Annotated in this window: 22 protein-coding genes and 1 riboswitch; of the genes, 11 read left to right on the forward strand and 11 right to left on the reverse strand. The window is 38.1% G+C overall.

What is annotated here, in order from left to right; translation table 11 throughout:
• Positions 1-9 precede the first annotated feature (9 nt).
• Positions 10-2,460 (reverse strand): DNA internalization-related competence protein ComEC/Rec2, encoded by a 2,451-nt coding sequence (locus tag H4J52_RS17650; RefSeq protein ID WP_182181941.1) that lies wholly within the window; start codon positions 2,458-2,460, stop codon positions 10-12.
• Between the two features lie 62 nt (positions 2,461-2,522).
• Between H4J52_RS17650 and H4J52_RS17655 the strand changes: the two genes are divergently transcribed.
• On the forward strand, positions 2,523-3,041 hold the full coding sequence (locus H4J52_RS17655; protein ID WP_182181940.1) for a DUF2062 domain-containing protein: 519 nt from the start codon (positions 2,523-2,525) through the stop codon (positions 3,039-3,041).
• A 68-nt stretch (positions 3,042-3,109) separates the two neighbouring features.
• Here the strand turns inward: H4J52_RS17655 and lolE are convergent, their stop codons facing one another.
• Genes lolE through H4J52_RS17670 form a run of 3 tightly spaced genes read right to left on the reverse strand, consistent with a single transcriptional unit; the run spans position 3,110 to position 6,320 of the window.
• On the reverse strand, positions 3,110-4,396 hold the full coding sequence (gene lolE / locus H4J52_RS17660; protein WP_182225326.1) for a lipoprotein-releasing ABC transporter permease subunit LolE: 1,287 nt from the start codon (positions 4,394-4,396) through the stop codon (positions 3,110-3,112).
• A 9-nt stretch (positions 4,397-4,405) separates the two neighbouring features.
• Positions 4,406-5,089, reverse strand: coding sequence for a lipoprotein-releasing ABC transporter ATP-binding protein LolD (lolD, locus tag H4J52_RS17665; RefSeq protein ID WP_182181938.1), 684 nt, complete (start codon positions 5,087-5,089; stop codon positions 4,406-4,408).
• The gene (locus H4J52_RS17670; protein WP_182181937.1) at positions 5,082-6,320 is read right to left on the reverse strand and encodes a lipoprotein-releasing ABC transporter permease subunit; all 1,239 of its coding nucleotides are present in this window, start codon (positions 6,318-6,320) and stop codon (positions 5,082-5,084) included. The genes lolD and H4J52_RS17670 overlap by 8 nt, the downstream gene beginning before the upstream one ends.
• A 501-nt stretch (positions 6,321-6,821) precedes the next feature.
• On the opposite strand from H4J52_RS17670, the gene H4J52_RS17675 reads away from it, so the two are divergent.
• Positions 6,822-8,894, forward strand: a complete 2,073-nt coding sequence (locus H4J52_RS17675) for a M13 family metallopeptidase (protein ID WP_182181936.1) — start codon at positions 6,822-6,824, stop codon at positions 8,892-8,894.
• A 161-nt stretch (positions 8,895-9,055) separates the two neighbouring features.
• A riboswitch (cobalamin riboswitch) is annotated at positions 9,056-9,200 on the forward strand.
• A gap of 121 nt (positions 9,201-9,321) precedes the next feature.
• Positions 9,322-9,927, forward strand: a complete 606-nt coding sequence (cobO, locus tag H4J52_RS17680; protein ID WP_182181935.1) for a cob(I)yrinic acid a,c-diamide adenosyltransferase — start codon at positions 9,322-9,324, stop codon at positions 9,925-9,927.
• Positions 9,928-10,086: 159 nt separating this feature from the next.
• Here cobO and H4J52_RS17685 read toward each other — a convergent pair whose 3' ends face one another.
• Complete coding sequence (locus tag H4J52_RS17685; protein WP_182181934.1) at positions 10,087-11,253, reverse strand: methyl-accepting chemotaxis protein; 1,167 nt, start codon at positions 11,251-11,253, stop codon at positions 10,087-10,089.
• 602 nt (positions 11,254-11,855) lie between these two features.
• On the opposite strand from H4J52_RS17685, the gene can reads away from it, so the two are divergent.
• The 5 genes from can to H4J52_RS17710 all read left to right on the forward strand — a co-directional run bounded on the left by can (position 11,856) and on the right by H4J52_RS17710 (position 16,175).
• Entirely contained in the window at positions 11,856-12,455 is a 600-nt protein-coding gene (can, locus tag H4J52_RS17690; RefSeq protein WP_182181933.1) for a carbonate dehydratase, read from the forward strand.
• Positions 12,456-12,458: 3 nt separating this feature from the next.
• Complete coding sequence (gene cobA / locus H4J52_RS17695) at positions 12,459-13,265, forward strand: uroporphyrinogen-III C-methyltransferase (protein ID WP_182223344.1); 807 nt, start codon at positions 12,459-12,461, stop codon at positions 13,263-13,265.
• 116 nt (positions 13,266-13,381) lie between these two features.
• Positions 13,382-13,927 (forward strand): PH domain-containing protein, encoded by a 546-nt coding sequence (locus tag H4J52_RS17700; protein ID WP_182225327.1) that lies wholly within the window; start codon positions 13,382-13,384, stop codon positions 13,925-13,927.
• Complete coding sequence (locus H4J52_RS17705; protein ID WP_182225328.1) at positions 13,920-15,518, forward strand: PH domain-containing protein; 1,599 nt, start codon at positions 13,920-13,922, stop codon at positions 15,516-15,518. Before H4J52_RS17700 ends, H4J52_RS17705 begins: the two co-directional genes overlap by 8 nt.
• A 6-nt stretch (positions 15,519-15,524) precedes the next feature.
• Positions 15,525-16,175 carry a sulfotransferase gene (locus tag H4J52_RS17710; RefSeq protein ID WP_182181929.1) on the forward strand — a complete coding sequence of 217 codons (651 nt, stop codon included), beginning with the start codon at positions 15,525-15,527 and terminating at the stop codon, positions 16,173-16,175.
• Positions 16,176-16,229: 54 nt separating this feature from the next.
• Here H4J52_RS17710 and H4J52_RS17715 read toward each other — a convergent pair whose 3' ends face one another.
• The gene (locus H4J52_RS17715; RefSeq protein ID WP_182181928.1) at positions 16,230-16,601 is read right to left on the reverse strand and encodes a DUF2750 domain-containing protein; all 372 of its coding nucleotides are present in this window, start codon (positions 16,599-16,601) and stop codon (positions 16,230-16,232) included.
• Positions 16,602-17,203: 602 nt separating this feature from the next.
• On the opposite strand from H4J52_RS17715, the gene H4J52_RS17720 reads away from it, so the two are divergent.
• The 3 genes from H4J52_RS17720 to cydB all read left to right on the forward strand — a co-directional run bounded on the left by H4J52_RS17720 (position 17,204) and on the right by cydB (position 20,235).
• Complete coding sequence (locus tag H4J52_RS17720) at positions 17,204-17,749, forward strand: GbsR/MarR family transcriptional regulator (protein WP_182181927.1); 546 nt, start codon at positions 17,204-17,206, stop codon at positions 17,747-17,749.
• 116 nt (positions 17,750-17,865) lie between these two features.
• Positions 17,866-19,233 (forward strand): cytochrome ubiquinol oxidase subunit I, encoded by a 1,368-nt coding sequence (locus H4J52_RS17725; RefSeq protein WP_182181926.1) that lies wholly within the window; start codon positions 17,866-17,868, stop codon positions 19,231-19,233.
• Between the two features lie 3 nt (positions 19,234-19,236).
• A complete protein-coding gene (gene cydB, locus H4J52_RS17730) occupies positions 19,237-20,235 on the forward strand; it encodes a cytochrome d ubiquinol oxidase subunit II (RefSeq protein ID WP_182181925.1) in 999 nt (332 codons plus the stop codon).
• 171 nt (positions 20,236-20,406) lie between these two features.
• Here cydB and secF read toward each other — a convergent pair whose 3' ends face one another.
• From secF to queA, 5 genes are all read right to left on the reverse strand, one after another.
• Positions 20,407-21,354 carry a protein translocase subunit SecF gene (secF, locus tag H4J52_RS17735; protein ID WP_182181924.1) on the reverse strand — a complete coding sequence of 316 codons (948 nt, stop codon included), beginning with the start codon at positions 21,352-21,354 and terminating at the stop codon, positions 20,407-20,409.
• 13 nt (positions 21,355-21,367) lie between these two features.
• The gene (secD, locus tag H4J52_RS17740; RefSeq protein WP_182181923.1) at positions 21,368-23,215 is read right to left on the reverse strand and encodes a protein translocase subunit SecD; all 1,848 of its coding nucleotides are present in this window, start codon (positions 23,213-23,215) and stop codon (positions 21,368-21,370) included.
• 108 nt (positions 23,216-23,323) lie between these two features.
• Positions 23,324-23,659 carry a preprotein translocase subunit YajC gene (gene yajC / locus H4J52_RS17745; protein ID WP_182181922.1) on the reverse strand — a complete coding sequence of 112 codons (336 nt, stop codon included), beginning with the start codon at positions 23,657-23,659 and terminating at the stop codon, positions 23,324-23,326.
• 57 nt (positions 23,660-23,716) lie between these two features.
• Complete coding sequence (gene tgt / locus H4J52_RS17750; RefSeq protein WP_182182123.1) at positions 23,717-24,832, reverse strand: tRNA guanosine(34) transglycosylase Tgt; 1,116 nt, start codon at positions 24,830-24,832, stop codon at positions 23,717-23,719.
• A 163-nt stretch (positions 24,833-24,995) separates the two neighbouring features.
• Positions 24,996-26,045: a tRNA preQ1(34) S-adenosylmethionine ribosyltransferase-isomerase QueA gene (gene queA / locus H4J52_RS17755; RefSeq protein ID WP_182181921.1), complete on the reverse strand. Its 1,050-nt coding sequence runs from the start codon at positions 26,043-26,045 to the stop codon at positions 24,996-24,998.
• Positions 26,046-26,155 lie beyond the last annotated feature (110 nt).

Below are 26,155 nucleotides of genomic sequence, written 5' to 3' on the forward strand. Positions count from 1 at the left end.
TAGTAAACCTTAATTAGCAAACCAATAAGGATTAATATCTTCACGATAGCTTACAATTTTAAGGCTTTGCTCTGTAACTTGTATTTGGATCATGCCCTGCTCAGCCGTTGAATATTGATTAACCTTCAATTGCTGATAACGTCTAAGCACCGTTTTATTCGGCATCTTCCAACGGTTCATAAATCCGGCGCTAAATATAACAGCGTCGGGTGAAACGCCTTTAATAAAGCGAGTACTTGATGACGTTTTTGAACCATGGTGTGGCGCCACAATAACATCTGCCTTTAATTTTATACCCAGCTCGTTGTTGGTGACCAATAACCTTTCCACTTTACGAGAAATATCCCCCGTTAGTAGCACATTATATTTACCATCAGAAATGTTGATCACACAAGAATTGTCATTTTCTTTGTCTTGAATAACAGCAGGCCACAACACAGAAAAAGTTAAACCTTGCCAAGCAAAGTCATCGCCTTGCTTACAACTTTGTATTTCAGGGAAGTTATATTTACCAAGGTCTTCTAACGGCTGATTATATTTTATTTCATTCACACTTATTTTATTTATAGCCATTTGTTTATCGATAAAAGCTAAACCGCCGGCATGGTCATTATCGGCATGACTTAAGAGTAAATAATCGATAGTCGTGATACCTCGATACTGTAAATAAGGAAAAACAACACTTTCTGCCAAATTAAACCCACTCGGATAACTTGCCCCCGTATCATATAAAATAGCGTGCCCATTTCGTTCGATAACAATCGATAGTCCCTGCCCTACATCTAGCACACTGACTTGCCAATCATGACTTTCTTGATGATACATAAAATAGACAAAGCTAAATGAAGAAATAAGTAAAATAGATGTACCTAATGTTTTTTTGGGTAACGCTAAGAAATAACTCACAAAGGTTAAACCACTCAGCGCTAAAATTATAACTAATGTTTGATGGCTAACCTCAATAAGTAGCCATGGTTGACTCGATAAATAACTCAGCCATTGCCAAATAAAGTCTAAAGATGAGAGTGAAAGTGCAAGAAAAAACAATGCCAGCGTTTCACTAAAAGGCATAGCAACGACAGACAATAGGCATAGAGGGATCGCGGTAAAGCTCATCCAAGGTACTGCAACAATATTGGCAAGTAGTGCTGAAAGCGGTAATTGATAATTAAGTAAAGCAGCGACAGGTAACATAAATAAAGTTAACCCGAGCTGCACAATAAATAATGAAGAGAGCCAAGCTTTTGTTTTAGCTAACTTACTGTGCCCCGATGACGATATCAATTTTCGACATCGCCAAATGATCAACAGTATCAAGGTTACGGCATAAACACTTAACCAAAAACTAACGCTAAATAAACTAAACGGTGACAACAAAATAATACAAACGATACTCAGTAATAACCAACGTGTTATTGTTAGTTTAACCGCCAATAACTTAGCACCGATAAAGATTTGCATCATGACTAATGCACGAAGTGTTGGCAAAGAAAAACCAGCAAGATAAGCATAAAATAATGCAATTAGGCTACTAAAGGCAAAAACGACGAGATGACTATTTTTTTGTACCAGCCAAAAAGTAGCTTTTTGAGTTAACAGTAAATGAAAGGGAAGGTACCGAAAGCACATCACCATTAAGGCATAAGCCCCACTGGCAATTAAGCCTAAGTGTAATCCAGAAATAGCCATTAAATGCTGTGTTCCCGTTGCTTGGAGAACTTGCCATTGCTCAGGAGTTATTTTTCCACGCTCGCCAAAAGTCAGTGCAAAAATAAAATGATCCATCTCACTTTTGAATGCCAGCGAATTTATTAATTCATTAAGTTGTAAGTAAAGTTGTTGCCGGTAACTCGGCTGTGCTTGAATTAATTTATTTGTTAATGTGTTTTTCACATATCCCGTAGCATGCAGTTCCTTTTGTCTCAGCCATGTTTGATAACTAAAACCACCAACGTTTGCAAAACCATGGGCAGGTTTAATACGCACGTTAAGCTGCCATTGCTGACCTTGTTTAATCGCTTTTGTTTTCGTTAAACTACTGAGTTCAAGTGACTTATGATCCCAGCGAAGACGAATTTTTATATTTTTTTTAAGTTTTTGTTGATTAACTTCTTCAACAATAAAATTAAAGCGTGAGACGTTCTTTTTGATTTTTTCATTTTTTGTATTCTGACTTAACGTTTTTGGTATGTTGGCAATAACACCTTTTACTGTAATTGTTTTACCAAAAAAAGCGGTGGGATCAATATCATTAACCTGCCATATATTTTGATAGGCGAAACCGGCACTAAGTACCCATGCACAGCCCAAAAAAAGACCACTATAAATACGTAACCTTTTGATGAGACAAAAAATGACAGCAAAACAAAAACAAATATAAATTTGAGAAATATCTGGTACTATCGGTAAGAATAGTGACAAAATAGCACCTATAAAAAATGTTAATAGCCACCGTTCCATAGTGATTAGTTTCCGTATCTGTCTAATAGATAAATAAAGCCGAGATGATATAAGAAAAGTATATGCCTAAAAAAATCTTCAAGCGTTATATGCCGGATCACAACACCATAAAAAATAATAAACACTTACAAATTTTCGGTGTCTTATTGCATAACCCCAACTTATGGCATTTAAACCGCAATTCAGTCGCAAAAGCCTTTGCCGTAGGTTTGTTCTTTGCTTTTATCCCGGTACCTTTTCAAATGGTTTTAGCTGCGGGTTTCGCTATTATAGTACATTCAAATTTACCTCTTTCTGTTGCACTCGTTTGGATCACTAATCCATTAACGATTCCAGCCATTTTTTATGGTTGTTACATGGTAGGGATTTGGCTGTTAGACCGCCCAGAAAAGGAATTTGTATTTGAAGCTAACTGGCAATGGCTACTAGACAGTTTGTCGACTATAGGGCCAGCATTTTTACTCGGTTGTGGCGTACTAGCGGTGTTTTTTTCAATTTTGGGTTACTTTTCTATCCATGGCTTATGGCGATATTCAGTAATAAAACAATGGAATAAACGCAAAAAAAGATCATTAAAATAATAATAAAAAGAAAATAATACGTTCATCCTGAACATGAAAAAGCATAGCTAAAAAGTGTAAAAACCTGACTACATTTGTCCTAACACCTGTGCTGGCTCAACCTTAGTCGCTTGCCAAGCAGGGTAAATAGTCGCCAGCAAACTCATCAGTAAAGCAGTAACTACAGTGGTAATTACATCAGCTTGTCTTAAGTGGGTAGGTAAAAAATCAATAAAATAGATATCACCTGATAATACTTTTACGTTAAAAAGTGTTTCAATTGCAACCACAATCTCAGTTAAATTTAGCGATATAACAATACCTAGCATCGCGCCAACTAAACAGCCAACAACCCCATTTACGAGGCCTTGAAACATAAAGGTCGCCATTATAACTGGGGTCTCTGCGCCCATAGTTTTTAGAATAGCAATATCACCTTTTTTCTCATTCACTGCCATGATAAGTGTCGATACAATATTAAAGCTTGCGACTGCTATCACTAAGACCAAGACAATAAACATCACCAAACGCACCAGTTGTATATCATTGAAAATATGTCCTTGTGTTCTTGTCCAGTCGTGAATAGCGACATAATTATCAAAACGATAGGCAACATCACGAATCACCTCTGGCGCTTGGAAAACATTAGCGACTTTTATTCGTATTCCCTGAACTTGCCCCTTTTCTAGATTGACCATTTTTTCAGCATGAGCTAGTGAAAGATAAACTGAGTTGTCTACAATCGTACCGCCAAATTTAAAAATACCAACCACCTTTACTTGGTGTTTTACCGGTATAGGAAATTTAGCACTTGCTTGATTGTTATTTTTTTTGGCAATAACATTAGACAATAAAAGTTGCAGAGAATCGCCTAATTCAAGCTGTAATTTTTTTGCAACACCTGAGCCAACAACAACCCCTACTACTGGGTTCTCAGTGTTTTCACTCTCGGCAATCGCTTGCCAACTTCCTGCAACCATATAATCAGCAATAGTAGAGACTTGCTGCTCTAACTTAACGTCAACACCGCGTACTTCAACCGCTTTGAGTTCACTGCCATGTTGCATCATCCCTGTTAATTTAATAACTGGCGCTGCTGATACCACTTGCGGATGTTGCTGAACTTTAGCGACATGTTTTTGCCAATTATCAATCGGCGTATTAATGGCAATTAGCTCACCGTGAGGAATAACAGACAATAGATGTTGCGCTAATGCACGTTCAAATCCATTCATTGCTGACAACACAATAATCAGCACCATGACACCAAGCGCTATACCAATAGTAGAAGACGCTGATATAAAAGAAGAAAAGCCGTTACCGTTTCGGCTACGAACATAACGTAAACCTAAGAATATACTTAATGATTTTGTCATCGAAAAGCCTTAACGTTCAAGGGGCGCTAAACGCCCGTGCGCTAAACGCAATTGACGATCCATTCTAGCGGCAAGTATTAAGTCATGGGTCACAATAACAAAACTGGTATTCACCGTTTTATTTAGATCTCGCAATAACTGATAAATCTGCTCAGCCGTATCAAAATCTAAGTTACCTGTGGGCTCATCAGCTAATATTAATGAGGGTTTAGTTACTAAAGCACGAGCAATGGCAACACGTTGGCGTTCACCCCCCGAAAGCGCTGAAGGTCGATGCTCAAAACGATGACTCAAACCTACCTGTGTTAACATTTCTCGAGCTGACGCTAAGGCCTCTTTAGGAGAGTCTCCGCGAATAAGTAATGGCATAGCTACGTTTTCTTCTGCAGAAAACTCCATCATTAAATGATGAAACTGATAAATAAAACCTATATGTTTATTACGAAATTTAGCCCGTTTTTTTTCAGATAATGTGTGAATGTCAACACCACTGATGATCACTTGCCCAGAAGACGGAGAGTCTAATGCTCCCGCGATATGCAAAAAAGTACTTTTGCCACAACCAGAACTCCCCACTATAGCGACAAGCTCGCCGGCTTCCACTGACAAATCAAGTCCATCTAATACTTTAGTTTCAATGCTACCTTGAAAGTATGATTTAGATAATTGCTGACAAAGTAAACCTTTACTCATTTCGTAAAACCTCGGCGGGCTGTGTTAAAGACGCTTGATAAGCGGGATATAAAGTAGCAACAAAACTCATCGCTATTGCTGATAAAATAATACTAATTACATTATTGATTGATAACTCGACAGGTAAAGACTGCCCTGCCCCAAGTAAACTCAACCCTAGTAGGTTAAAAATACTGTTTAAATTTAAGGTCAGTATTGAACCGACCACAGTGCCAATAGTGACACCCCAAAAACCATTAATTAAACCTTGGGTAATGAATATTTTAACCACCCCTATTCGGTCAAGTCCGAGTGTTTGTAAAATACTAATTTCCCCTCTTTTTTCAATAACAACCATGACTAGGGCAGAAACAATGTTAAACGCAGCAACCGCAATAATTAAACTCAACATTAGCCACATCATATTTTTTTCCATGCGAACAGCAGAGAACAATGCACCTTGGCTATCGCTCCAAGTAGTAAAAGCATATTGCGGATATTGAGTTTTTAAAGTACTTACAACTTGCTCAGCGGCAAAAGCATCATCAAGATATAAACGAAGTTTTTCAACGCCATCACCTTTTTGTCGATGCAGTTTCGCGCCATCTTTACTGTGAATATAGACAAGGGTTTCATCAACTTGCGAGCCTACACTAAAAACACCAGCAACAGTAAATGTCCGCTGTACTGGAATTCTTCCCATAGGGGTAAAGACCGTTTTATTAGGGAGTGTTAATCGAACGAAACCACCCAGGTCTACATCAAGTTGTCTTGCTAAAGCTCGCCCAATAACCACTGAGAACGGCTGTTCTGACAAATGGTTTAAACTTCCTGATAGCATCGAGGTATTAACAATATTATGTTGTTCAAATTCAGGCATTACCCCTTGAATGAGAACGCCACGTAACGCGCCAGAATTAGCTTGTATTAATGCTTCACTTTCCAGAAAAGGCGTAACGTGTGTAACGTTAGGGTGCAGTAATAGCTGCTCCCGAAGTGTTTGCCATTGTGGTAAGGAAACTTGTTTGTTCTGCTCTGATTCGTCTGCCAGCACAATATGAGGGACCAACCCGAGTATCCTACGTTTTTGTTCCCCTTCTAAGCCATCCATTACGGAAACAACCGTAATCAAGGAGGCAACTCCAAGTACAATGCCTACAATTGAAAAAAAAGTGATAAAGGAAATAAATCCTGAACTTTTGCGACTTCGACTATAGCGAAGCCCAATGAAAAAACTGACGGGCTGAAACATTAAATAAACTTCATCTTTTGTGTTATACCAATTGCACTTGTTACGTGCTCATTTTCAAAGGGCCTAATACCCTATGGTTTTTTGGTTTTTCCGTTTTTACCGTAATAGTCGGCTATAACTCAATCTAACTGGTTGTCGTTGATAGTTTAGGCTCATTAGTTCTGTCACCTTAATTTAAATGGCATTTAAGAAGGAAATACTCACTTAGATAAGGGGTTAAGCATATCACAGCCGATGTTTTATTTGGCAGGAAAAATCCCGTAAGTAAACGTAAAAAAAAACTCAAGTAGTAATAATTATATAATTTTCAGGGAATTACAATAAGCTCAGCGTTATCTATCCATGTAATGTACAAAATAAAATACGGGGTTGCTCAAGCATTATGTAAAAATTCATGTCTGAATCTAGTAAATAACGCTGTAACCCTTTAATATCAATGCGTTCAATATTTTATAACAAATATTTTATAACAAATATTTTTAACTTAAAGATGAGACTTCAATGAAAACAATAATAACAAGTGCGTTATGTTCTTCGTTATTGTTGCTTGCCGCTTGCAACAACAATACAGAAAGCACTGATACAACGAAACAAGAAATGCCAGCCATGCAAAAAACAGCGTTGGCTTCAGGTATCGACAAAGCGAACATGGATTTATCTGTTCGTCCACAAGACAACTTCTACCGTTATGTTAACGGCGCATGGTTGAACAGTAATGAAATTCCTGGCGACAAAACATCTATTGGTGCTTTTTATGACTTACGTGATGAAGCCGATGACAATGTAAAAGTAATCATCGAAGAATTAGCCGCGACAGAAAACTTAAAAATGGGTAGCGATGAACAAAAAGTTGCTGACTTATTCCGTTCGTACATGAACACCGATGCACGTAACGCTGCTGGTATCACTCCTGTACAACCTTTATTTGACAGCATCAATAGCTTAAAAGATAAAGATGAATTAGCTACATTTTTTGGTGAAAATCAAAAAAATGGCGTAGGCAGCCCATTAGCCTTTTATATCAGCGTTGACGCAAAAGATTCAACTCGCTATGCCACACATATCTGGCAAAGCGGTCTAGGTTTACCAGACAAAGATTATTACTTTGATGAAACAGAGCGCTTTGCCGCATTACGTGAAGGTTATGTAGCTCACATTGAAAACATGTTCAATTTAGCGGGTTTGAAAAATGGTAAAGCTGCCGCTCAAACTATTATGGCAATTGAAACTAAATTAGCGGAGTTTCATTGGACAAAAATTGAGACTCGTGACAGCGATAAGCGTTACAATAAATTTGACGTTACTGACTTAAACACAGTGACTGATGCATTTAACTGGAACGCTTATCTTGCAGCTCAGGGCGTAACAGCACAAAAAGATATAATAATTAACCAACCTTCATTTGTTAAAGGTTTTGGCGAAACATTCGCTGCAACTTCGTTAGCTGATTGGCAAACCTATCTAACCTTCCACACATTAAGTAATTTTGCAGGTTCTTTAACCGCTGATTTAGATAATGAAAATTTTGATTTTTATTCAAAACAATTACGTGGTCAAAAAGAACAACGTCCAATGTGGAAACGTGGTGTTGCGGTTGTGAACAGTAACTTAGGTGAAGTTATTGGTAAAGTTTATGTAGGCCGTCACTTTAAACCAGAAGCTAAAACGCGTATGACACAACTTGTTGAAAACCTACGTGGGGCTTACGGCGCAAGTATTGATGAATTAGAGTGGATGTCTGATGAAACGAAAAAATCTGCTCACGTAAAATTAGCAAGTTTTGACCCTAAAATTGGTTACCCTAATAAATGGATAGATTACTCTGCCCTTGTTATTAAAGGTGATGATTTAGTAGGAAATAGCATGCGTTCAGGTGACGTTTCTCATCAAAAGGAAGTGGCTAAATTGGGTGGACCAATAGACAAGCAAGAATGGGGAATGACACCTCAAACGGTAAATGCTTATTACAATCCAACTAAAAATGAAATTGTATTTCCGGCAGCTATTTTACAACCACCATTTTTCAATTTAGCGGCTGACGACGCTGTTAACTATGGCGGTATTGGCGCTGTTATTGGTCATGAAATGGGCCACGGATTTGACGATCAAGGGAGTAAATACGACGGCGACGGTAACTTACGTAACTGGTGGACTGAAGCAGATTTAGCTGCATTTAAAGTTCGCACTGACGACTTAGTAACACAATACAATGGCTACTCTGTATTTGAAGACTTAAATGTAAACGGTTCTTTAACCTTAGGCGAGAACATCGGTGATTTATCTGGTGTAACTATCGCTTATAAAGCTTACATTGCCTCATTAAATGGTAAAGAAGCTCCTGTAATTGATGGACTTACTGGAGACCAACGTTTCTTCATGGGTTTTGCTCAAGTATGGCGTGGAAAGAAGGTAGAAAAATCGTTACGTAACCAGGTAGCGACAGACCCTCATTCGCCGGGCGAATTCCGCGCATTAGGCTCTTTATCTAACATGCCTGAATTCTACAAAGCGTTTAACATTAAAGAAGGTGACGCTATGTATATTGCTCCTGAAAAACGTGTAAAAATTTGGTAAGCAAAATATTGAGCTAAAGAACAATAAACGAAGACTAAGATGCCAACAAATATTGTTGGCATTTTTTATGACTTTACACTGACTAAAAATAAAATATAGCGGCACAAAGTTAACCGCATAAATAGTAAATCAACAGCCTTTAACACCTCTACATATTGTAAATAAATATAAATATCGTAAACTAGCTACACGTAAAGTATTTAGGGAATAAGGTGTAAACCTTAACTGTACCCGCAACTGTAAATTGTCTACTGTTTTATAAGGATTCAATGAGTCAGCATACCTAATGACTTTAATAGCAGAAATTTTAAGATCAATAAAATCGTGCGGGAACACGCGGTAACTTGCTACTCGTTAAGGACTATCCTTAACGCTAGCCTTGCCTTTTTTCCTCTTTAAAATCACTATAATCACAACAGGAATACTCATGGTTGACGAAACACAAAAAAGCGAAAAACATCAAGCGCGCATGCAAAAAGTCAAAGACAAAGTTGATGCTAGAGTTGACGCGGCAACAGATGAACGCGGTATATTAATTGTTATCACAGGCAATGGTAAAGGTAAATCAACATCAGGGTTTGGTACACTAACTCGTGCAGTTGGTCATGGCTTGAATGCTGCCGCAATTCAATTTATAAAAGGCACTTGGGCTTGTGGAGAAAGAAATGTTCTTGAGAAACTTGGCGTACCTTTTCATGTTATGGCAACCGGTTTTACTTGGAATACACAAGATAAAACCGCTGACATTACTGCAGCGAAAATTGTGTGGGAAGAAGCTAAGAAACTATTAGCTGATGAAAGTGTTGATGTTGTGTTACTTGACGAACTAACCTACATGCTGTCATTTAAATACCTTGATCTTGATGAAGTGCTTGATGCCATAGCGAATCGTCCCCCGATGCAACATGTGATAGCCACCGGCCGTGGTGCGCATCGTTCATTACTCGAACTCGCAGATACAGTCAGTGAAGTACAATCAATAAAACATGCTTTTGATAACAATATAAAAGCGCAAAAAGGCATTGATTGGTAAGAGAAAATCATTACTTATAAAGCCTAATATTCCTGCAAAAAATGACATATAGCAAGCAAGAACGTTTTATAAAACAGGATATCGAAGAACAGACTAAACATAAAAAAGCCCATGTAATATGGGCTTTTTTAAATGTTCAATGCTAGCTGTTAGCGTTCACTAAACACAAATTCTATTTAAGCTTGTCGCAACATCTATAGATACTTTTTGCTGTTGCTCAGCATGTTGCGCAACAGAACTTAAGCCATTCGTTATATCTTGGCTCAATGAAGCAACTTCAGCCATATTCGTATTAACCGACGCTGTAGATTGCTGCTGCTGTTCAGTGCCACTCGCAATTTGGGACGTTAGCGCATTAACTTCATTAAACACACGCCCTATTTGTTCTAGCGCTTCAACAACTTCAGCAGAATGCGTTAAGCTGTCTTGTGTCAAAATTTGACCACGAGAGATTGCCGTCACTGCATTCGTTGATTTTTCTTGTAAACCTTCCACCATAGAATGGATTTCAACGGTTGCTTCTTGTGTTCGATGAGCGAGCGCTCTTACTTCATCTGCAACAACCGCAAAGCCTCGACCTTGTTCACCGGCTCTTGCCGCTTCAATCGCAGCATTTAAGGCCAATAAGTTTGTTTGATCTGCGATACCACGAATAACGTCAAGTACAGAACCAATATTAGAACATTCAGTTTGTAATAAAGCTAAATCGGTAGCCATTTCAGTAACTTCTTCAGAAAAAGCCTCAATTGTTTGCTGGCTGGTATTTGAGGAGGTCATGCCTTGCGATAAAATAGCAATGACTTGATTTGTTGTTTCGCTCACCTGTGAAGCGCTGTCTGAAAGTATGCTAGAGGTTGAAGCGACCTCATCAATAGAGTGTGCCATTAACGCTATTTGACGAGCAGAATCGTCAACGGCTTTAACGGAGTCGGTCATTTGTGTGGCCAGTAAAAAGGAACCTTCTTTTAATGATTCAGATTCCGTACGTAACTCCGCAAGCACGTCTGACAAGTTACCAATAAATGAACTGAGTTCATTCGTCACAGTGGCCAGTTCATCATTACCTTTGTCAATTAGCGGCCCAGGAGGTGCCTGTTTGGTACTAACGACAAGTGTAAGATAGTGTTGTAGTCTTGTTAATCGAGATGACAGCTGCTTTTCAATAAATATATACCCTGATATTAATTGGGCAATCACTAAAAAAGAGAGTATACCGATAACTGTTGACTGGCTTAGCTCATCAGTAAATAGCAGTACAAATAGCAGGGCTAATAATCCAACAGCCGCAGTTGGTATAAGTAATTTCACGCTTAAGCGAGTAAACATAGAGTATCCATCGTGTTAGTTTAAAAAACAGCCTAAATTTAAGCTACTTGGCTTTATTACGTTATAAATTACCTATTATTTGCTGTTTTAGCTAACAATATTTGTTAATTTTAATTATTGATCAAAAAAACCATTTTATTTTAGCTATCCTTAAACGAATTAATGGTTCATCACTCAGATAAAATATAAATAGGAAATCAATATATGTCTATCATCGCAATTTTTATGGGATATCGACTTCTAAAACTTTATACATAAAAACCACATCATCAAAAGCCTGACTATTGAACTTTTATTGACTCCATCTAAATCGCCGCCTTTTTTAGTTTACGGTTGCATTTAATTTTACTGAGTCAGAAGAATAAAACCAGATTTTTAACTATTTTATTCTTTACCTTAAGCACTTTTTTCTGTTTTTACTCGACTGTGTCGAACAGCTACCGTTGTCATTAGCCTGCTTACATTGAATTTCAATTGTGACGATTACACCTACGTTATTAACGAAAGAGATATACGTCATAAATAATTGATCTGACATTTTTCTTTCACTTCACTCGGTATTCTCATAAAATCAATCTATCGATTATTTATCAAGGTATTCCGTGACTTCTATTCAACATTTGTTCGATAATAATCAGCAATGGGCTGACAACATAAAAAAAGAAGACCCACATTTTTTTAAACGTTTGTCAGAACAACAAAAGCCAGAATATTTATGGATAGGATGTTCTGATTCAAGAGTACCAGCCAATGAATTACTCGGTATGTCTCCAGGTGAAGTTTTTGTTCATCGTAATATTGCTAACCAAGTTATTCATACCGATTTAAATTGCCTTTCTGTTATACAATTTGCTGTAGAAAATCTTAAAGTTAAACACATAATAGTGTGTGGTCACTACGGCTGCGGTGGAATTATAGCTTCAATTGATAATAAGCGTCATGGATTAATAGATAATTGGCTAGGGCATATTAAAGATGTCTATCGTTTTCACAAAGACCGTCTCGATGCCGTTGAAGATCACCAAAAAAAGGTCAATTTACTCTGCGATCTCAATGTGGTTGAACAAGTGGCAAACGTTTGCCATACCACGACATTAGTCAATGCTTGGAAAAAAAACCAAGACGTAACTGTTCATGGCTTTGTGTATAATTTACACGACGGTATTTTGAAAAATTTAAATGTCTCTTGCGATGGAAAATAATTAATGACCTTAACGATACCCGATGCACCGATAAAAAAACAACCTTTCTCTTGTGGTGAGGTTGCCTTAGTTGGCGCAGGTCCGGGTGATCCTGAATTACTGACCTTACAAGCTTTTCGCTTTATCAAACAAGCGGAAGTTGTTATTTATGACCGCCTAGTAAGCGCAGAAATTTTAGCGTTATTACCTGAAAATTGTGAGCGTATTTATGTGGGGAAAAAACAAGCTGAGCATCGAGTACCTCAAGATGATATTAATCAGTTATTAGTTGATCATGCGAAGCAAAATAAAAAAGTATTACGTTTAAAAGGTGGCGATCCATTTGTTTTTGGTCGGGGTGGCGAAGAGGCACAATTTGCATTAAAACATGATATTGCCTGTCATATTGTGCCTGGAATGACAGCGGCTTCTGCATGTACAAGTTATGTTGGCATACCTTTAACTCATCGACAAGTTGCTCAAAGTTGTACTTTCATTACCGGCAATGTACAAAACAACGGGGAATTATCACTACCTTGGCACACCCTCACTGATAATAAACAAACTGTCGTTTTTTACATGGGCATTAAAAGTTTACCGATAATTAGTGAGCAACTCATTAAAGCCGGTCGTATAGCTTCGACGCCAGCAGCCCTTATCTATAAAGGCACAAATCCTGAACAACATGTTTACCGAGGCACTTTAGCAGGGTTAAATCATCTGGTTGAGTTGCATAACATAAAACCACCAACGCTGGTGATTATTGGTGATGTTGTTAACACTTTTGATGAAAAACACTTAATAAATTTAGGTTATTTATCCCCAAAATAATAAATGTTCAGTAAACTTCACGCTCAGTGCTTCACCACTATTGATGATATTTTACCTTGGGCTTAACATTCCCCTGATAAAAATTATAACCACTTTAAATAATAGGAATAAATACTATGCAGGGAACCGCCAATTTCTCAAACGCTGTGTTACCAAGTGAAAATTTACCACACTTAACTAAACTGACCTTTGAACATTTATCCCCCCTTTATGCGAAAAGTAATCGTTATATCAGCTTATTTTCTACACTTTTTATTATTTCAGTATTATTTATTGCTCTACTACAACGTTTTATTCCGCTATCGACAACAGCAAACAACGTTGTTAGTTTTTTTATTGGGGCTACAGTCTTAGTCGGCTTTATCAGTACTTTTTACACTATTGTTGCTGACAAACAAAAGTCTTATGCACTTCGAGAACAAGACCTTAGCTATAAAAGCGGTGTTGTTTTTCGTAAAACGGTTAGCCAACCAATGTTACGTATTCAACATGTAGAATTAAAACGTGGCCCTATTGACCGTAAAATAGGTTTAGCTACACTACAGGTTTTCAGTGCAGGTGGCGCAATGCACACATTTGAAATTCCGGGGTTACCACTAGATAAAGCGGAGAGCATTCGCCAATTTATTCTTGATCACAAAGATGTTAATCATCATGGATAAATCAACAGAAACCCTAAATAACAACTCAGATGCCACTACGCAACCGAGTGAAACGATAAAAAACACTAAAGATTGGCAACGTATATCACCTATCGCTATTATTTATTTTTTAGCTAAATTTGTTGCTGGGTTTTTAAGTAATATCCTTGTGTTCTTACCTGCATTATATATTGGCTATGATAATTTTATCGCGTATCCCCACCTATGGCTTCCTATAGGTTTAGGCGTGCTCGCGGTTATCATTACCTCTACCTTTTTAAGTTTTTATTTCTTTCAATACCGGTTATATCAAGATCATATTGAAATACGTTCGGGGGTAATTTCAAAGAAATACGTTAACTTGCCTTTTGCTAAAATTCAAAACGTAAAACTTGAGCAACCTATATATTATCGACCTTTTGGCTTTACTTGCTTACAACTGGATACAGCAGGCTCTGCGAAACAAGAAGCAAAGGTCGTCGCCTTAAAAATAGATTTTGCAGAACAACTTAAAAAAGAAATTTTAGTTCAACACCAAGTTGCCCATTCGACTATCGCGGGTGAAAGTACCAATACAGTAAAAGATTCAACTTCAAATAATAAAAACAATGAAGTAATTTTAAATACTCGTGGTATCACTGATCTTGTTATTCATGGCATAACCAACAACCGAATTTGGATTTTTATGGGTGGTTTAGCACCATTTCTTGATGACTTTGGACGATATATTATTGAGTTTTTTAACGGTTTAGGTATTGACCTCGAAAAATTTCTTACCTTTTCAGATAAGCCGATGTGGCAAATTGGTTTATATGCACTGACCTTAACTTTTATTATTTTATTACCTTTTACGCTTTTCTCTATTGCAGGTTCTATTATTACCTTTTACAACTTCACCTTAAGTAAAGTGGATGACCGTTATATTCGTCGCAGTGGACTATTAACCAAATATGAAGTGATCATGCGTTTATCACGTTTACAAATGGTGGTTCGCCAACAAGATTGGCTTGATGTGATACTAAAACGTATTAACCTTAAATTTGAGCAAAGCAATAGTGCATTAAATCAATATCAAGCGAGTGCACAAAATAGTCGTATTATTGTGCCGTCAATCAACCCAAATGAGTGTTTGACCTTAATAAACGATGTTTACCCTAATAATAAGATGATGAGTATCGATTACCACCGTATTAGCAAACGCTTTTTACTGCGCAATATTGGTTATATTCTTTCACCCATGTTTATTCTACTTTCGGTTCTTTTTATCACCCTTGATAAAGCTAATTTTTTAATGGTGTTAACGCCCAGTTATTTATTTATGAGTGTATTAGTTTTTATGCGCTGGCTACGATGGGGCTATGCTAAAGATGATGATTTAATTTATATTCGTAAAGGCTATTTTGGTGTCGACTATACCTGTTTTCCTATTTTTAAAACTCAACAAGTTCAATGTAAACAAAGTTGGTTCCAAGAGCGTCACCAGCTCAGTTCAATAAGAATCGTACTCGCTGCAGGCGCTCAGGACATTCCTTTTATCAAGCAAAAGCTTGCTTATCAATTACTCGACGATGTGCTTTACCAAGTAGAAAGCAGTCAAAAGTCTTGGATGTAGGCCTTAATGAATAATACTAAAATATTTATTATCGGCTTACCTCGTTCTGGCACCACCAGTATTTGTGCAGCAATGCTTGAGCTAGGATATACCGTTGCGCATACCGCTTATACACAAAAAACGTTTGATCAAGCACAAGTCATTGCCGACACCCCCATCTTTGCTGACTTTAAACGTTTAGATAAATTTTATCCTAACAGTAAATTTATTTACTTAGCGCGAAAATCTGACCAGTGGTTACCCTCAATTAAACAGTTGCTACAACGTATGTATATTAATGTGACGCGTGCTGACGGTGGTTTTAATACTATTATTAAACGTTGCTACGTAAGTACATTTTCACCTTTTACATTAGAAAATATCAACAATGACATGTTTTTAGCCCGTTGTTACTTGCAACACAACCATGAAGTGCTGCAATATTTCTCTGAGCGCACGCAAGACTTACTCACAATAGATGTTAGCCAGCCAGCGAGTTACCAACAATTGATCAGTTTTTTATCAATAGCGCAAGGGAGTAATACAGGGATTTTTGAAAAGCTCAATAGTGGTGGAAAAGTTACCGCATGGAAGGATTTAAAACATGAGCGAAAAATAGAGTCAACCAAAAATGGCCGCATGAGTTTATTAGACTATTTAGAATTGTCAGCAGAATAACAACAGCACATTGAGTTTTATAAACATAAAATCAACATGCGCTTTTTATGAATTTTACAAGGCTTCAATTTCAGCAAGTGCTTGGCTAAATTCAGCTAGGTCTAATTCAACGTACTCATTATCCTCAGCTTGATTTGATTCTTCTAGCCAATTAATACCCACAATAACGCCGTCTTCACCAAGGTCTTCAAGCCAAAACTCTAACCAGTCGCTTAACGTTATTTTAGTCGGTACATATGCTTGCCACTCATCAATACAATGTGTTTGAGCAAGTGCTTCGCTTGACCATAATGGCATAACGTCAGTGTTTTCAAAGTTAATTGAGTCAAGTACCACCCAATCTTCTCCTGACTTTTCTTGCAGTGCCCAAAACGATTGTGCGGTTTTAACGTCGGCTAAAAAGGTGCTTAAAATTGTTGTATTCATAATTATTTATATCAATTAAGTGATGAGCAGGCATTAATTATCTCACACCGTACTCGCTTCTAACATAACAATTTATGATAAAAAGGACTTTAGGATTATCTGTTAGGCAAACACAGCCGCGTAAGTTACGCGGCGTAAAAAACATTTGCAAGAGAGTAACAAACGTTTGGTTTAAGAGCTTTGCCCCTAAAAAATACTATCATGTAAAGCTTTTCTGTAATCATAAAAACTCATATAAACCCCATGATTCTTCAATTAGTATTATAAAATTTCATCTTTATCGTAATAATGTTATGCATGCGAGATATTAATTACCGGTTAATCTTTAAGTACTCCCTTCGCCAAAGCGAATAGTAACGTGTTAATTTTAATGAGGTGTCATTGATATAATAAGGGTTTAAATGCGTTGATCTTAACGTTAAAAGAATTAAAGCACTCACTAAGAAAATCAACTTTCATAACGCCTTTATCCCCACCTTATTTTAAGGTGCATTCCTCATAAATAGAACCATATAAAGCACCCAAAGACATAAATAAAGCTTGATCTAAATCAAGAACAGTTTAAACTTTCAGAAATTACTGAAAGTTCAGAAAGCACAATTATGATAATGACAACTAAAATTGAATCGTTTGTTATGCACTGTGGTGAAATGGGCAGTCGCTGGGGCTTTAACCGTACTGTTGGTCAAATGTATGGCCTACTAACCATTCATGACGAACCACTTACCGCGCTACAAATATCTGAAGCACTCAATATCTCTCGTGGCAATGTCAGCATGGGTATTAAAGAATTACAGTCTTGGCGGTTAGTACAAGTTCAGCATAAACCTAAAGACCGCAAAGAATATTACTCGCCTGCTGGGTCTATCTGGGAAATGGCAATACGCATATTTGAAGAGCGTCGCAAACGTGAAGTTGACCCAACACTATCATTGCTACGCGATAATTTATTAGACGAACCCGCCAACTCTCAAGAGCAATATGCACAAGAAAGAATGCATGAAATGCATGATCTGCTGGAAACTATGACTCATTGGGCTTCAGAGCTACAAAGTATGAGCCCTGATAAACTCAACACCCTGATGAAGCTTGGGGCTGGTGTAAGCAAAGTTATAGATATGAAGGATAAGTTTATGAAAAAAAGCTAAAAAACACTTTACTATTTTTAACCATTTAAAAGCATCCAAAGTGGTAAAAATTATCACGTTAATACGTTAATCCTATTAACACATAACAGTGTTCAAACGGATTTATGGAGTAAATCATGTTAGAAACCTTAATGCTCTCACGCATACAGTTTGCCGCTAATATTAGTTTTCATATTCTCTTCCCCACAATAACCATCGCTCTTAGCTGGTTTTTGTTTTACTTCAAATTACGTTTTGATCAAACAGGTGATCCCGTGTGGATGCGCGCATACCGTTTTTGGGTTAAAATTTTTGCCCTCACCTTTGCAATAGGGGTAGTTACCGGTATTACCATGTCGTTTCAATTTGGGACCAACTGGCCAAAGTTTATGGAAACTGTCGGTAATATTGCTGGTCCATTATTAGGCTATGAAGTGCTAACCGCATTCTTTTTAGAAGCTGGCTTTCTGGGGATTATGTTATTTGGTATGAATCGAGTGTCCGCTCGAATACATACGCTATCAACGTTAATTGTTGCTTTTGGCACCAGTTTGTCGTCCTTTTGGATTTTAGCGCTCAATTCTTGGATGCAAACCCCTCAAGGCCATGAAATGCGAGATGGTGTAGCCTATCCAGTTGATTGGTTCGCTATTATTTTTAACCCATCGTTCCCTTACAAATTATCTCACATGCTTGTTGCATCAGGTTTAACCGCCGCCTTCTTGGTAGCAGGCATTAGTGCTTATCGCTTACTAAAAGGTGACGATAAAAAAGCGCCTAAATTAACTCTCAAAATAGCATTAACCGTAGCGGCTATACTTGCGCCTACCCAAATATTTCTAGGCGATATGCATGGTTTAAATACGTTAGAACATCAACCACAAAAAATTGCAGCAATGGAAGGCATTTGGCATACCGAAAAAGGAGCGCCTTTATTATTATTTGCTCTACCTGATGAAGAGCACAAAACTAACCATTTTGAAATCGCAATCCCTAAGATGGCAAGCTTTATATTAACGCACGATTTAGATGGCGAAATAAAAGGCTTAAACGAATTTGAAGGTAATCACCCCCCCGTTGCGCCTGTGTTTTTTGCTTTTAGAATTATGGTGGGCTTAGGTATGCTGATGCTTGCTATCGCTTGGCTTAGCCGCTTTATATTATGGCGCAAAAATCAATTATCTCCTTGGTTGTTAAAAACCCTTGTTGTGATGAGTTTTTCTGGCTGGATAGCGACATTAGCGGGTTGGTATGTCACTGAAATTGGCCGCCAACCTTGGTTAGTAACAGGAATTTTAACGGTGAAAGATGCTGCGACTGATATAGCACCAGAAAACGTAGGCATTACGCTAACGCTTTATTTGGTTTTATACGTTGTGATTATGGTTGCTTATTTACACACCATTTTCACTATGGCTGGACGTGCCATTGAAATAGAAGAAATCAGTATTGATGAACAGGTTAAGCCGGTAATTAATACTTCAAAAAACACGGTTGAGGGCTAGATTATGTTTGAAGAATATACATTAGCAATCATTTTTGTCTCATTGATGGGCTTTTCAATTTTACTTTATGCGGTATTAGATGGCTTTGATTTGGGGGTTGGCATATTGCTCCCTCTTGATCAAACAGACAACGCCGATACAATGATAGCGTCAATTGGCCCATTCTGGGATGCGAACGAAACTTGGCTGGTACTCGCAATTGGCTTATTGCTTATCGCATTTCCAGCAGCACACAGTTATATATTTAAAGAATTATACTTACCAACCGCAATTTTGTTAATTAGCTTAGTCTTGCGCGGTGTGGCTTTTGATTTTCGTGCTAAAGCCGCCTTTAGCCATAAACCTACTTGGAACAGAGTCTTTAAAGGAGGCTCACTGGTTGCCTCTCTAAGCCAAGGCTATATGTTAGGCATGTATGTTATGGGCTTTGAAAGCACTTTAGCCGCTTACAGCTTTAGCTTATTAAGTGCCTTTGGTGTTGCTGCCGCTTATAGTTATATAGGGGCGTGTTGGTTAATTATGAAAACTGAAGGCGAGTTACAAATACAAGCCGTTGCTTGGGCTCAAAAAACAGCTTTGGTTTGTTTTATCGGTGTTATTTCGGTATCGCTCGTTAACCCATTAATAAATCCTAATGTCTATGACAAGTGGTTTTCTTTACCTAATGCATTCATAATATTACCTTTACCTTTTATTTGCTTTGCGCTGTTTATTTTTAGCTTTATTCAATTGAAGCAGTTACCTAAGGTCAATGATAAAGGTTGTTGGCGCCCGTTTGTAGCTGCGGTTGTAATATTTACTTTATGTTTCTTTGGTTTAGCTTTTAGCTTTTTCCCTTATATTGTGCCAAATAAGCTGACTATCTGGGAAACAGCCTCAGCACCTGAATCTTTAAACTTTGTTTTGTGGGGCACTATCATTGTGGTCCCGGTAATATTTAGTTATACCGCGTTTTCTTATCGAGTATTTTGGGGCAAGGTAAGAGAGCTAAGATACCATTAACGGTTCATCTTATAACTTAACGTGAGTATCAATATAGAGTGGATAAGCTATTACGCCTAAGTATCCATTCATCGTTTTATCCTTTGGCTATTCCCATCAGCTTTCATTAGGCAATAAAAAGCCGAGTATCATACTCGGCTTTTGGTTAAACACTCATAGTCTTAATCTGAGTTAAGGTGTCATCTCTTCTTGATCTGCACCTTCTTTGTCAATAACTTCTGGTATCAAATCTTCTTTAGAAATACCAAAAGCAAGCGCAACAGAACTTGCTACATAGATAGACGAGTAAGTACCGACAAACACACCAAATAATAACGCGGTTGCGAAACCATGAATAAGCTCACCACCTCTAAAGAATAGCGCAGCGAGTACTAATAACGTCGTTATTGACGTGATAAACGTACGACTTAACGTTTGCGTTAATGAAATATTGATAACATCTGCCGGACCACCTTCACGTAACTTCCGAAAATTTTCTCGAATACGGTCAGAAACTACGATGGTATCATTGAGTGAATAACCGATAACCGCGAGAATTGCCGCGAGTACTGTCAGGTCGAACTCAAGTTTTAACACCGAAAACAAACCAAGCGTTAACAATACATCATGAAACAACGCAAACACCGAGCCTAAAGCAAAACGCCATTCAAAGCGAAATGCTACGTAAACAAGAATACAGATCAGTGCGGTTAGCATCGCTAAACCGCCTTGCTCTGCTAATTCATCGCCAACACTGCCGCCAACAAATTCTATACGGCGCATTTCCATTTTTTGCCCTGTGCCTTTTTGTAAAGCACTGAGTACTTCATTGCCAAGCATCTCAACGTTTAAACCTTCACGCTCAGCTAAACGAATAACCACATCACGACTACTGCCATATAACTGCACAACAGCATCGGGATAGCCACTATTGTCCATGACTGCACGAATTTTATTTAAATCAGCGGCTTTCTCAAAACCCACCTCAATTAACGTACCACCCGTAAAATCTAGGCCGAAGTTTAATTTATTGGTCGCTAATGAAAATACTGAAGCAAGCATCAATAAAATACTAAATATCAATGCTCCCTTGCGGTAGCTCATAAAGGCGATAGTTTCTTTTACTTGTAAAATTTGCATAAATATCTGCGCCCTATATTGAAAGTTTGTCGAGACGTTTTCCGCCCCAAACAATATTAACTATGGTTCGTGTACCAACAACCGCAGTAAACATTGAGGTAAGAATACCGATAGATAAGGTTATCGCGAAGCCTTTAATCGGACCTGTACCAATAGCATACAAAATAAGCGCCGCAATCAGCGTAGTGATATTGGCATCAATAATAGTTGAAAATGCCGCATCATACCCTTGATGAATAGATTGTTGAACCGATTTACCATCACGCATTTCTTCTCGGATACGCTCAAAAATAAGTACGTTAGCATCGACGGCCATACCAACCGTTAATACAATACCTGCCATACCCGGTAACGTTAACGTTGCCCCTGGAATTAAAGACATCACACCAATAATTAAGACTAAGTTAGCGCCCAACGCTAAATTTGCGACCACACCAAAAGCACGGTAATAAATAATCATAAAAATAAAGACTAAGCCAAAACCCATTAAAATAGCTTGAAAGCCGAGTTGAACATTTTCAGCACCTAATGTTGGGCCAACGGTTCGCTCTTCTACAATTTGAATAGGCGCAACTAACGCTCCAGCACGTAATAATAACGCTAAATTATGTGCTTCGCTTTGGCTGCCCGCCCCAGTAATACGGAAGGTTTTACCTAAACGCGCTTGAATGGTTGCTACAGAGATAACTTCTTCTATTTTTTCAAAAATAGTATTACCTTCAGCATCTTTACGGTCAGTCGGCTTATATTCAATAAATACGGTCGCCATTGGTTTGCCAATGTTACTTTTAGTACCGTTTGACATTTTTCCGCCACCGGCAGAATCAAGTGAAATATTAACTTGTGGACGACTGTATTCGTCAAAACTCGAGCCCGCATCAACAATATGATCACCGGTTAGCATCACGCGTTTTTTCAATAAAACAGGGGTGCCGTCACGTTCATACAATAACTTTGAACTCGCCGGTATTCTTCCGTTGAGTGCAGCACTTAAGTCGCCATCGGTATCAACCAGTCTGAATTCAATAGTAGCAGTCGCGTTTAAAATTTCTTTTGCTTTAGCTGTATCTTGAACGCCGGGTAATTCAATGATGATGTGTTTTTGGCCTTGGCGTTGCACAAGCGGCTCAGAGACACCCAATTCATTAACACGATTACGAATAATAGTAATATTTTGTTGTAGGGCATATTCGCGAACTTCTTTAAGCTTTTGATCCGTCATTTTTGCTGATAACGTTAAATTATCAGTATTTTCTGTCATTAAAAAATCACGGTAGCGTTTTTTCAAAAAGTCATGAGCGGCAGTTAAATCTTCAACATTACGAAACTGAACATTAATTGAATCATTCGCTTTTTTAACACTACGGTAGCGAATTTTTTCACCACGTAAATCGGTACGAAAGTCGTCAACTAACGCTTCTTGCGCTTTAACTATGGCTTCGCTCATGTTCACTTCCATTAGGAAACTAACACCACCACTTAAATCTAAACCTAACTTCATCGGTGTACCGCCAACACTTGCTAACCATGCAGGGGTTGCCGGTGTAAGGTTTAACGCCACCGAAAACTTATCACCTAGACTTTCTTCAAGTAAATCACGGGCACGAAGTTGTTGCTCTGTATCACTAAAACGGACAAGTAATTGACCACTTTCAAGCACAATACTTGAGAATGAAATGTTATCTGCAGTCAATCCATTCTTTACGCTCTCAAGCGTTGCAGCATTGGCTTCAACGCCACGCAAACCTGAAACCTGCACAGCAGGGTCTTCAGGGTATAAATTAGGTAAAGCATATAAAGCACCAAAGGCCACTATAAATAGCACCATCAGTGTTTTCCATAAGGGGTATTTGTTTAACACAAGTTCATCCTTTTTATTAACATTCTTTTAAGTCGTTGTAGGTCAACCGTCATGCCAAACATGTTTAGCTATGCGTCAAGCAAATAACTAACCTACGACAACTTACAATTACAATGACTTCATTGTGCCTTTAGGTAATACCGCGTTTATTGCTGCTTTTTGTAGAACAACTTCAGTTCCTTCTGCAACACTTACTACGATAAAATCTTTTTCATCTGAAACTTTGACGATTTTACCAACAATGCCACCTTGCGTTAAGACTTCATCACCTTTTGATAATGCTGACATTAAGCCTTTATGCTCTTTTACACGTTTAGCTTGTGGGCGATAGATCATAAAGTAAAAAACCAAGCCAAAAACGGCTAACATGATCAACATTGATGTGCCATCAGCACCTGCGACTGAACCTGATGCTGCGTGTGCTTCACTGATAAATAAACTCATAATTTCCTCTGATTTTTATTGTTAATAAATGGATGATTCTTTTAATTCTATAAATAGCTATTTTAGTTCTGGAACGGGTAACCCGCGTAGCGCATAAAACTCGCTCACGAAGGCATCTAACTTACCTTGCTCTATAGCTGCACGCAATCCTTTCATAACACGCTGATAAAAATGCAAGTTATGTAAAGTATTTAATTGTGAGCCTAGAATTTCATTACACTTATCTAAATGATGTAAATAAGCACGTGAATAGTTTTTACAGGTATAACAGTCACATTCACTGTCTAGTGGCCCTGTATCTGTTTTATGGCTGGCATTACGAATTTTAATAACGCCGTTAGTCACGAATAGGTGACCATTTCGAGCATTACGTGTTGGCATAACACAATCAAACATATCAATGCCGCGACGAACACCTTCAACCAAGTCTTCTGGTTTTCCAACCCCCATAAGATATCGGGGTTTATTTTCAGGGATCAAGGGCGTCGTGTGATCAAGAATGCGGATCATATCTTCTTTAGGCTCGCCAACTGACAAACCACCAATCGCATAACCATCAAACTCAATCGCTTTTAAGCCTTTAACTGAAACTTCTCGTAAGTCTTCATACATGCCGCCTTGAACAATACCAAACAAAGCTGATTGATTATCGCCATGGGCATTTTTAGAACGCTGTGCCCACCGTAATGATAATTCCATTGAGCTTTGTGATTCTTCATGTGATGCAGGATATGGCGTACATTCATCAAAAATCATAACAACATCAGCATCTAAACTGCGCTGTACCTCCATTGAACGTTCAGGCGTAAGCATAATTTTGTCACCGTTAATGGGTGAGCTAAACTTTACCCCTTCTTCGGTGATTTTACGCATTTTACCTAAACTGAACACCTGAAAACCACCAGAGTCTGTAAGAATAGGTTTTTGCCAATTAATGAAATTATGCAAGCCACCAAACTGTTCAACAATTTCAGTACCTGGACGAAGCATTAGGTGAAAAGTATTACCTAGAATAATTTCAGCACCCGTTGCTTCAACATCTTCCATTTTCATACCTTTAACCGTACCGTATGTTCCAACAGGCATAAAAGCGGGGGTTTCAACCGTACCACGGTCAAACGTTAAACGCCCACGACGCGCTTTACCGTCAGTATTGATTAGATCATATTTCATTTTGCTTTTTACTGGTTTATTCACTTCTTCTACTATTTTATCGGTCATTTAAGACTGTCTCCAAACCTTCTAGCGAAACAGGCTAGCGGTTATTTATGGTAAATAATTAAACGTTTATCTTATTAAAGCGCCTTATACGCTTTATATTTTTATATTTCTATTTTTACTTTTCAGTTTTCTTTGTTAAGAACATCGCATCGCCATAACTGAAAAATCGATACTTTTCTGTAACACCATGCTGATACGCGGCCATCATATGTTCATAACCAGAGAAAGCACTCACTAGCATCAACAATGTTGACTCCGACAAGTGAAAATTAGTGATTAATGCATCAATAATTTGAAATTCATAACCTGGGGTAATAAAAATATCAGTATCACCATAAAAAGCAGCAAGGGCTGAACCGTTTTCTTTGGCCGCTTTGGCAGCGCTTTCTATTGAACGAACCGAGGTAGTACCCACAGCAATAACTCGCCCGCCTTTCGCTTTGGTTTTCGCTATTTGTTGAACCACTTCATCAGAAACCTCAACATATTCAGCATGCATAATGTGGTCGGCTATTTCATCAACTTTTACTGGCTGAAAAGTACCCGCACCAACATGTAAAGTGATAAAAGCGAGATCAACACCCTTCGCTTTTATTTTTTCTAATAAGTTTTCGTCGAAGTGCAAACCTGCGGTAGGGGCAGCAACTGCTCCTGGTTTTTCATTATAAACAGTTTGATATCTTTCGCGGTCGCTGTCTTCATCAGGGCGATCAATGTAAGGCGGTAAAGGCATATGCCCTATTGCTTCAAGGACCGATAAAACAGATTGTTCACCGTGTATTTCAAGCTCAAATAAAGCACCTTGTCGACCCAACATCGTCGCCGAAACTTTATCTTCTAACCTTAATTTATTACCCACTTTAAGTGGTTTACTCGCGCGAACATGTGCAAGAAAACGTTTATCGTCGAGGATCCTTTCAACCAAGACCTCAAGTTTCCCACCACTTTCTTTTTGTCCAAACATACGCGCGGGTATAACGCGGGTATTATTGAAAATAAGTAAGTCACCAGCATTAAGTTGTTCAATAATATCGGTAAATCCGAGATCCATAATATCGCCATTATTGCCATCAACAGACATTAAACGACTTGAAGTACGATCCGCTTTCGGATATCGGGCAATAAGTTCTTCGGGTAAATCAAAAGAAAAGTCAGCTACGCGCATGTTAATACCAATTCAAACTACTATTTTAAGAGAATAAAAAACGCGTAATTTTAGTGCTCAGCGCCAACAATAGCAAGTAATAACGCTGATACGGTGGGAATAAAGGATGA

This window comes from Colwellia sp. MB02u-14, assembly GCF_014076915.1.
GTDB lineage: Bacteria > Pseudomonadota > Gammaproteobacteria > Enterobacterales > Alteromonadaceae > Colwellia_A.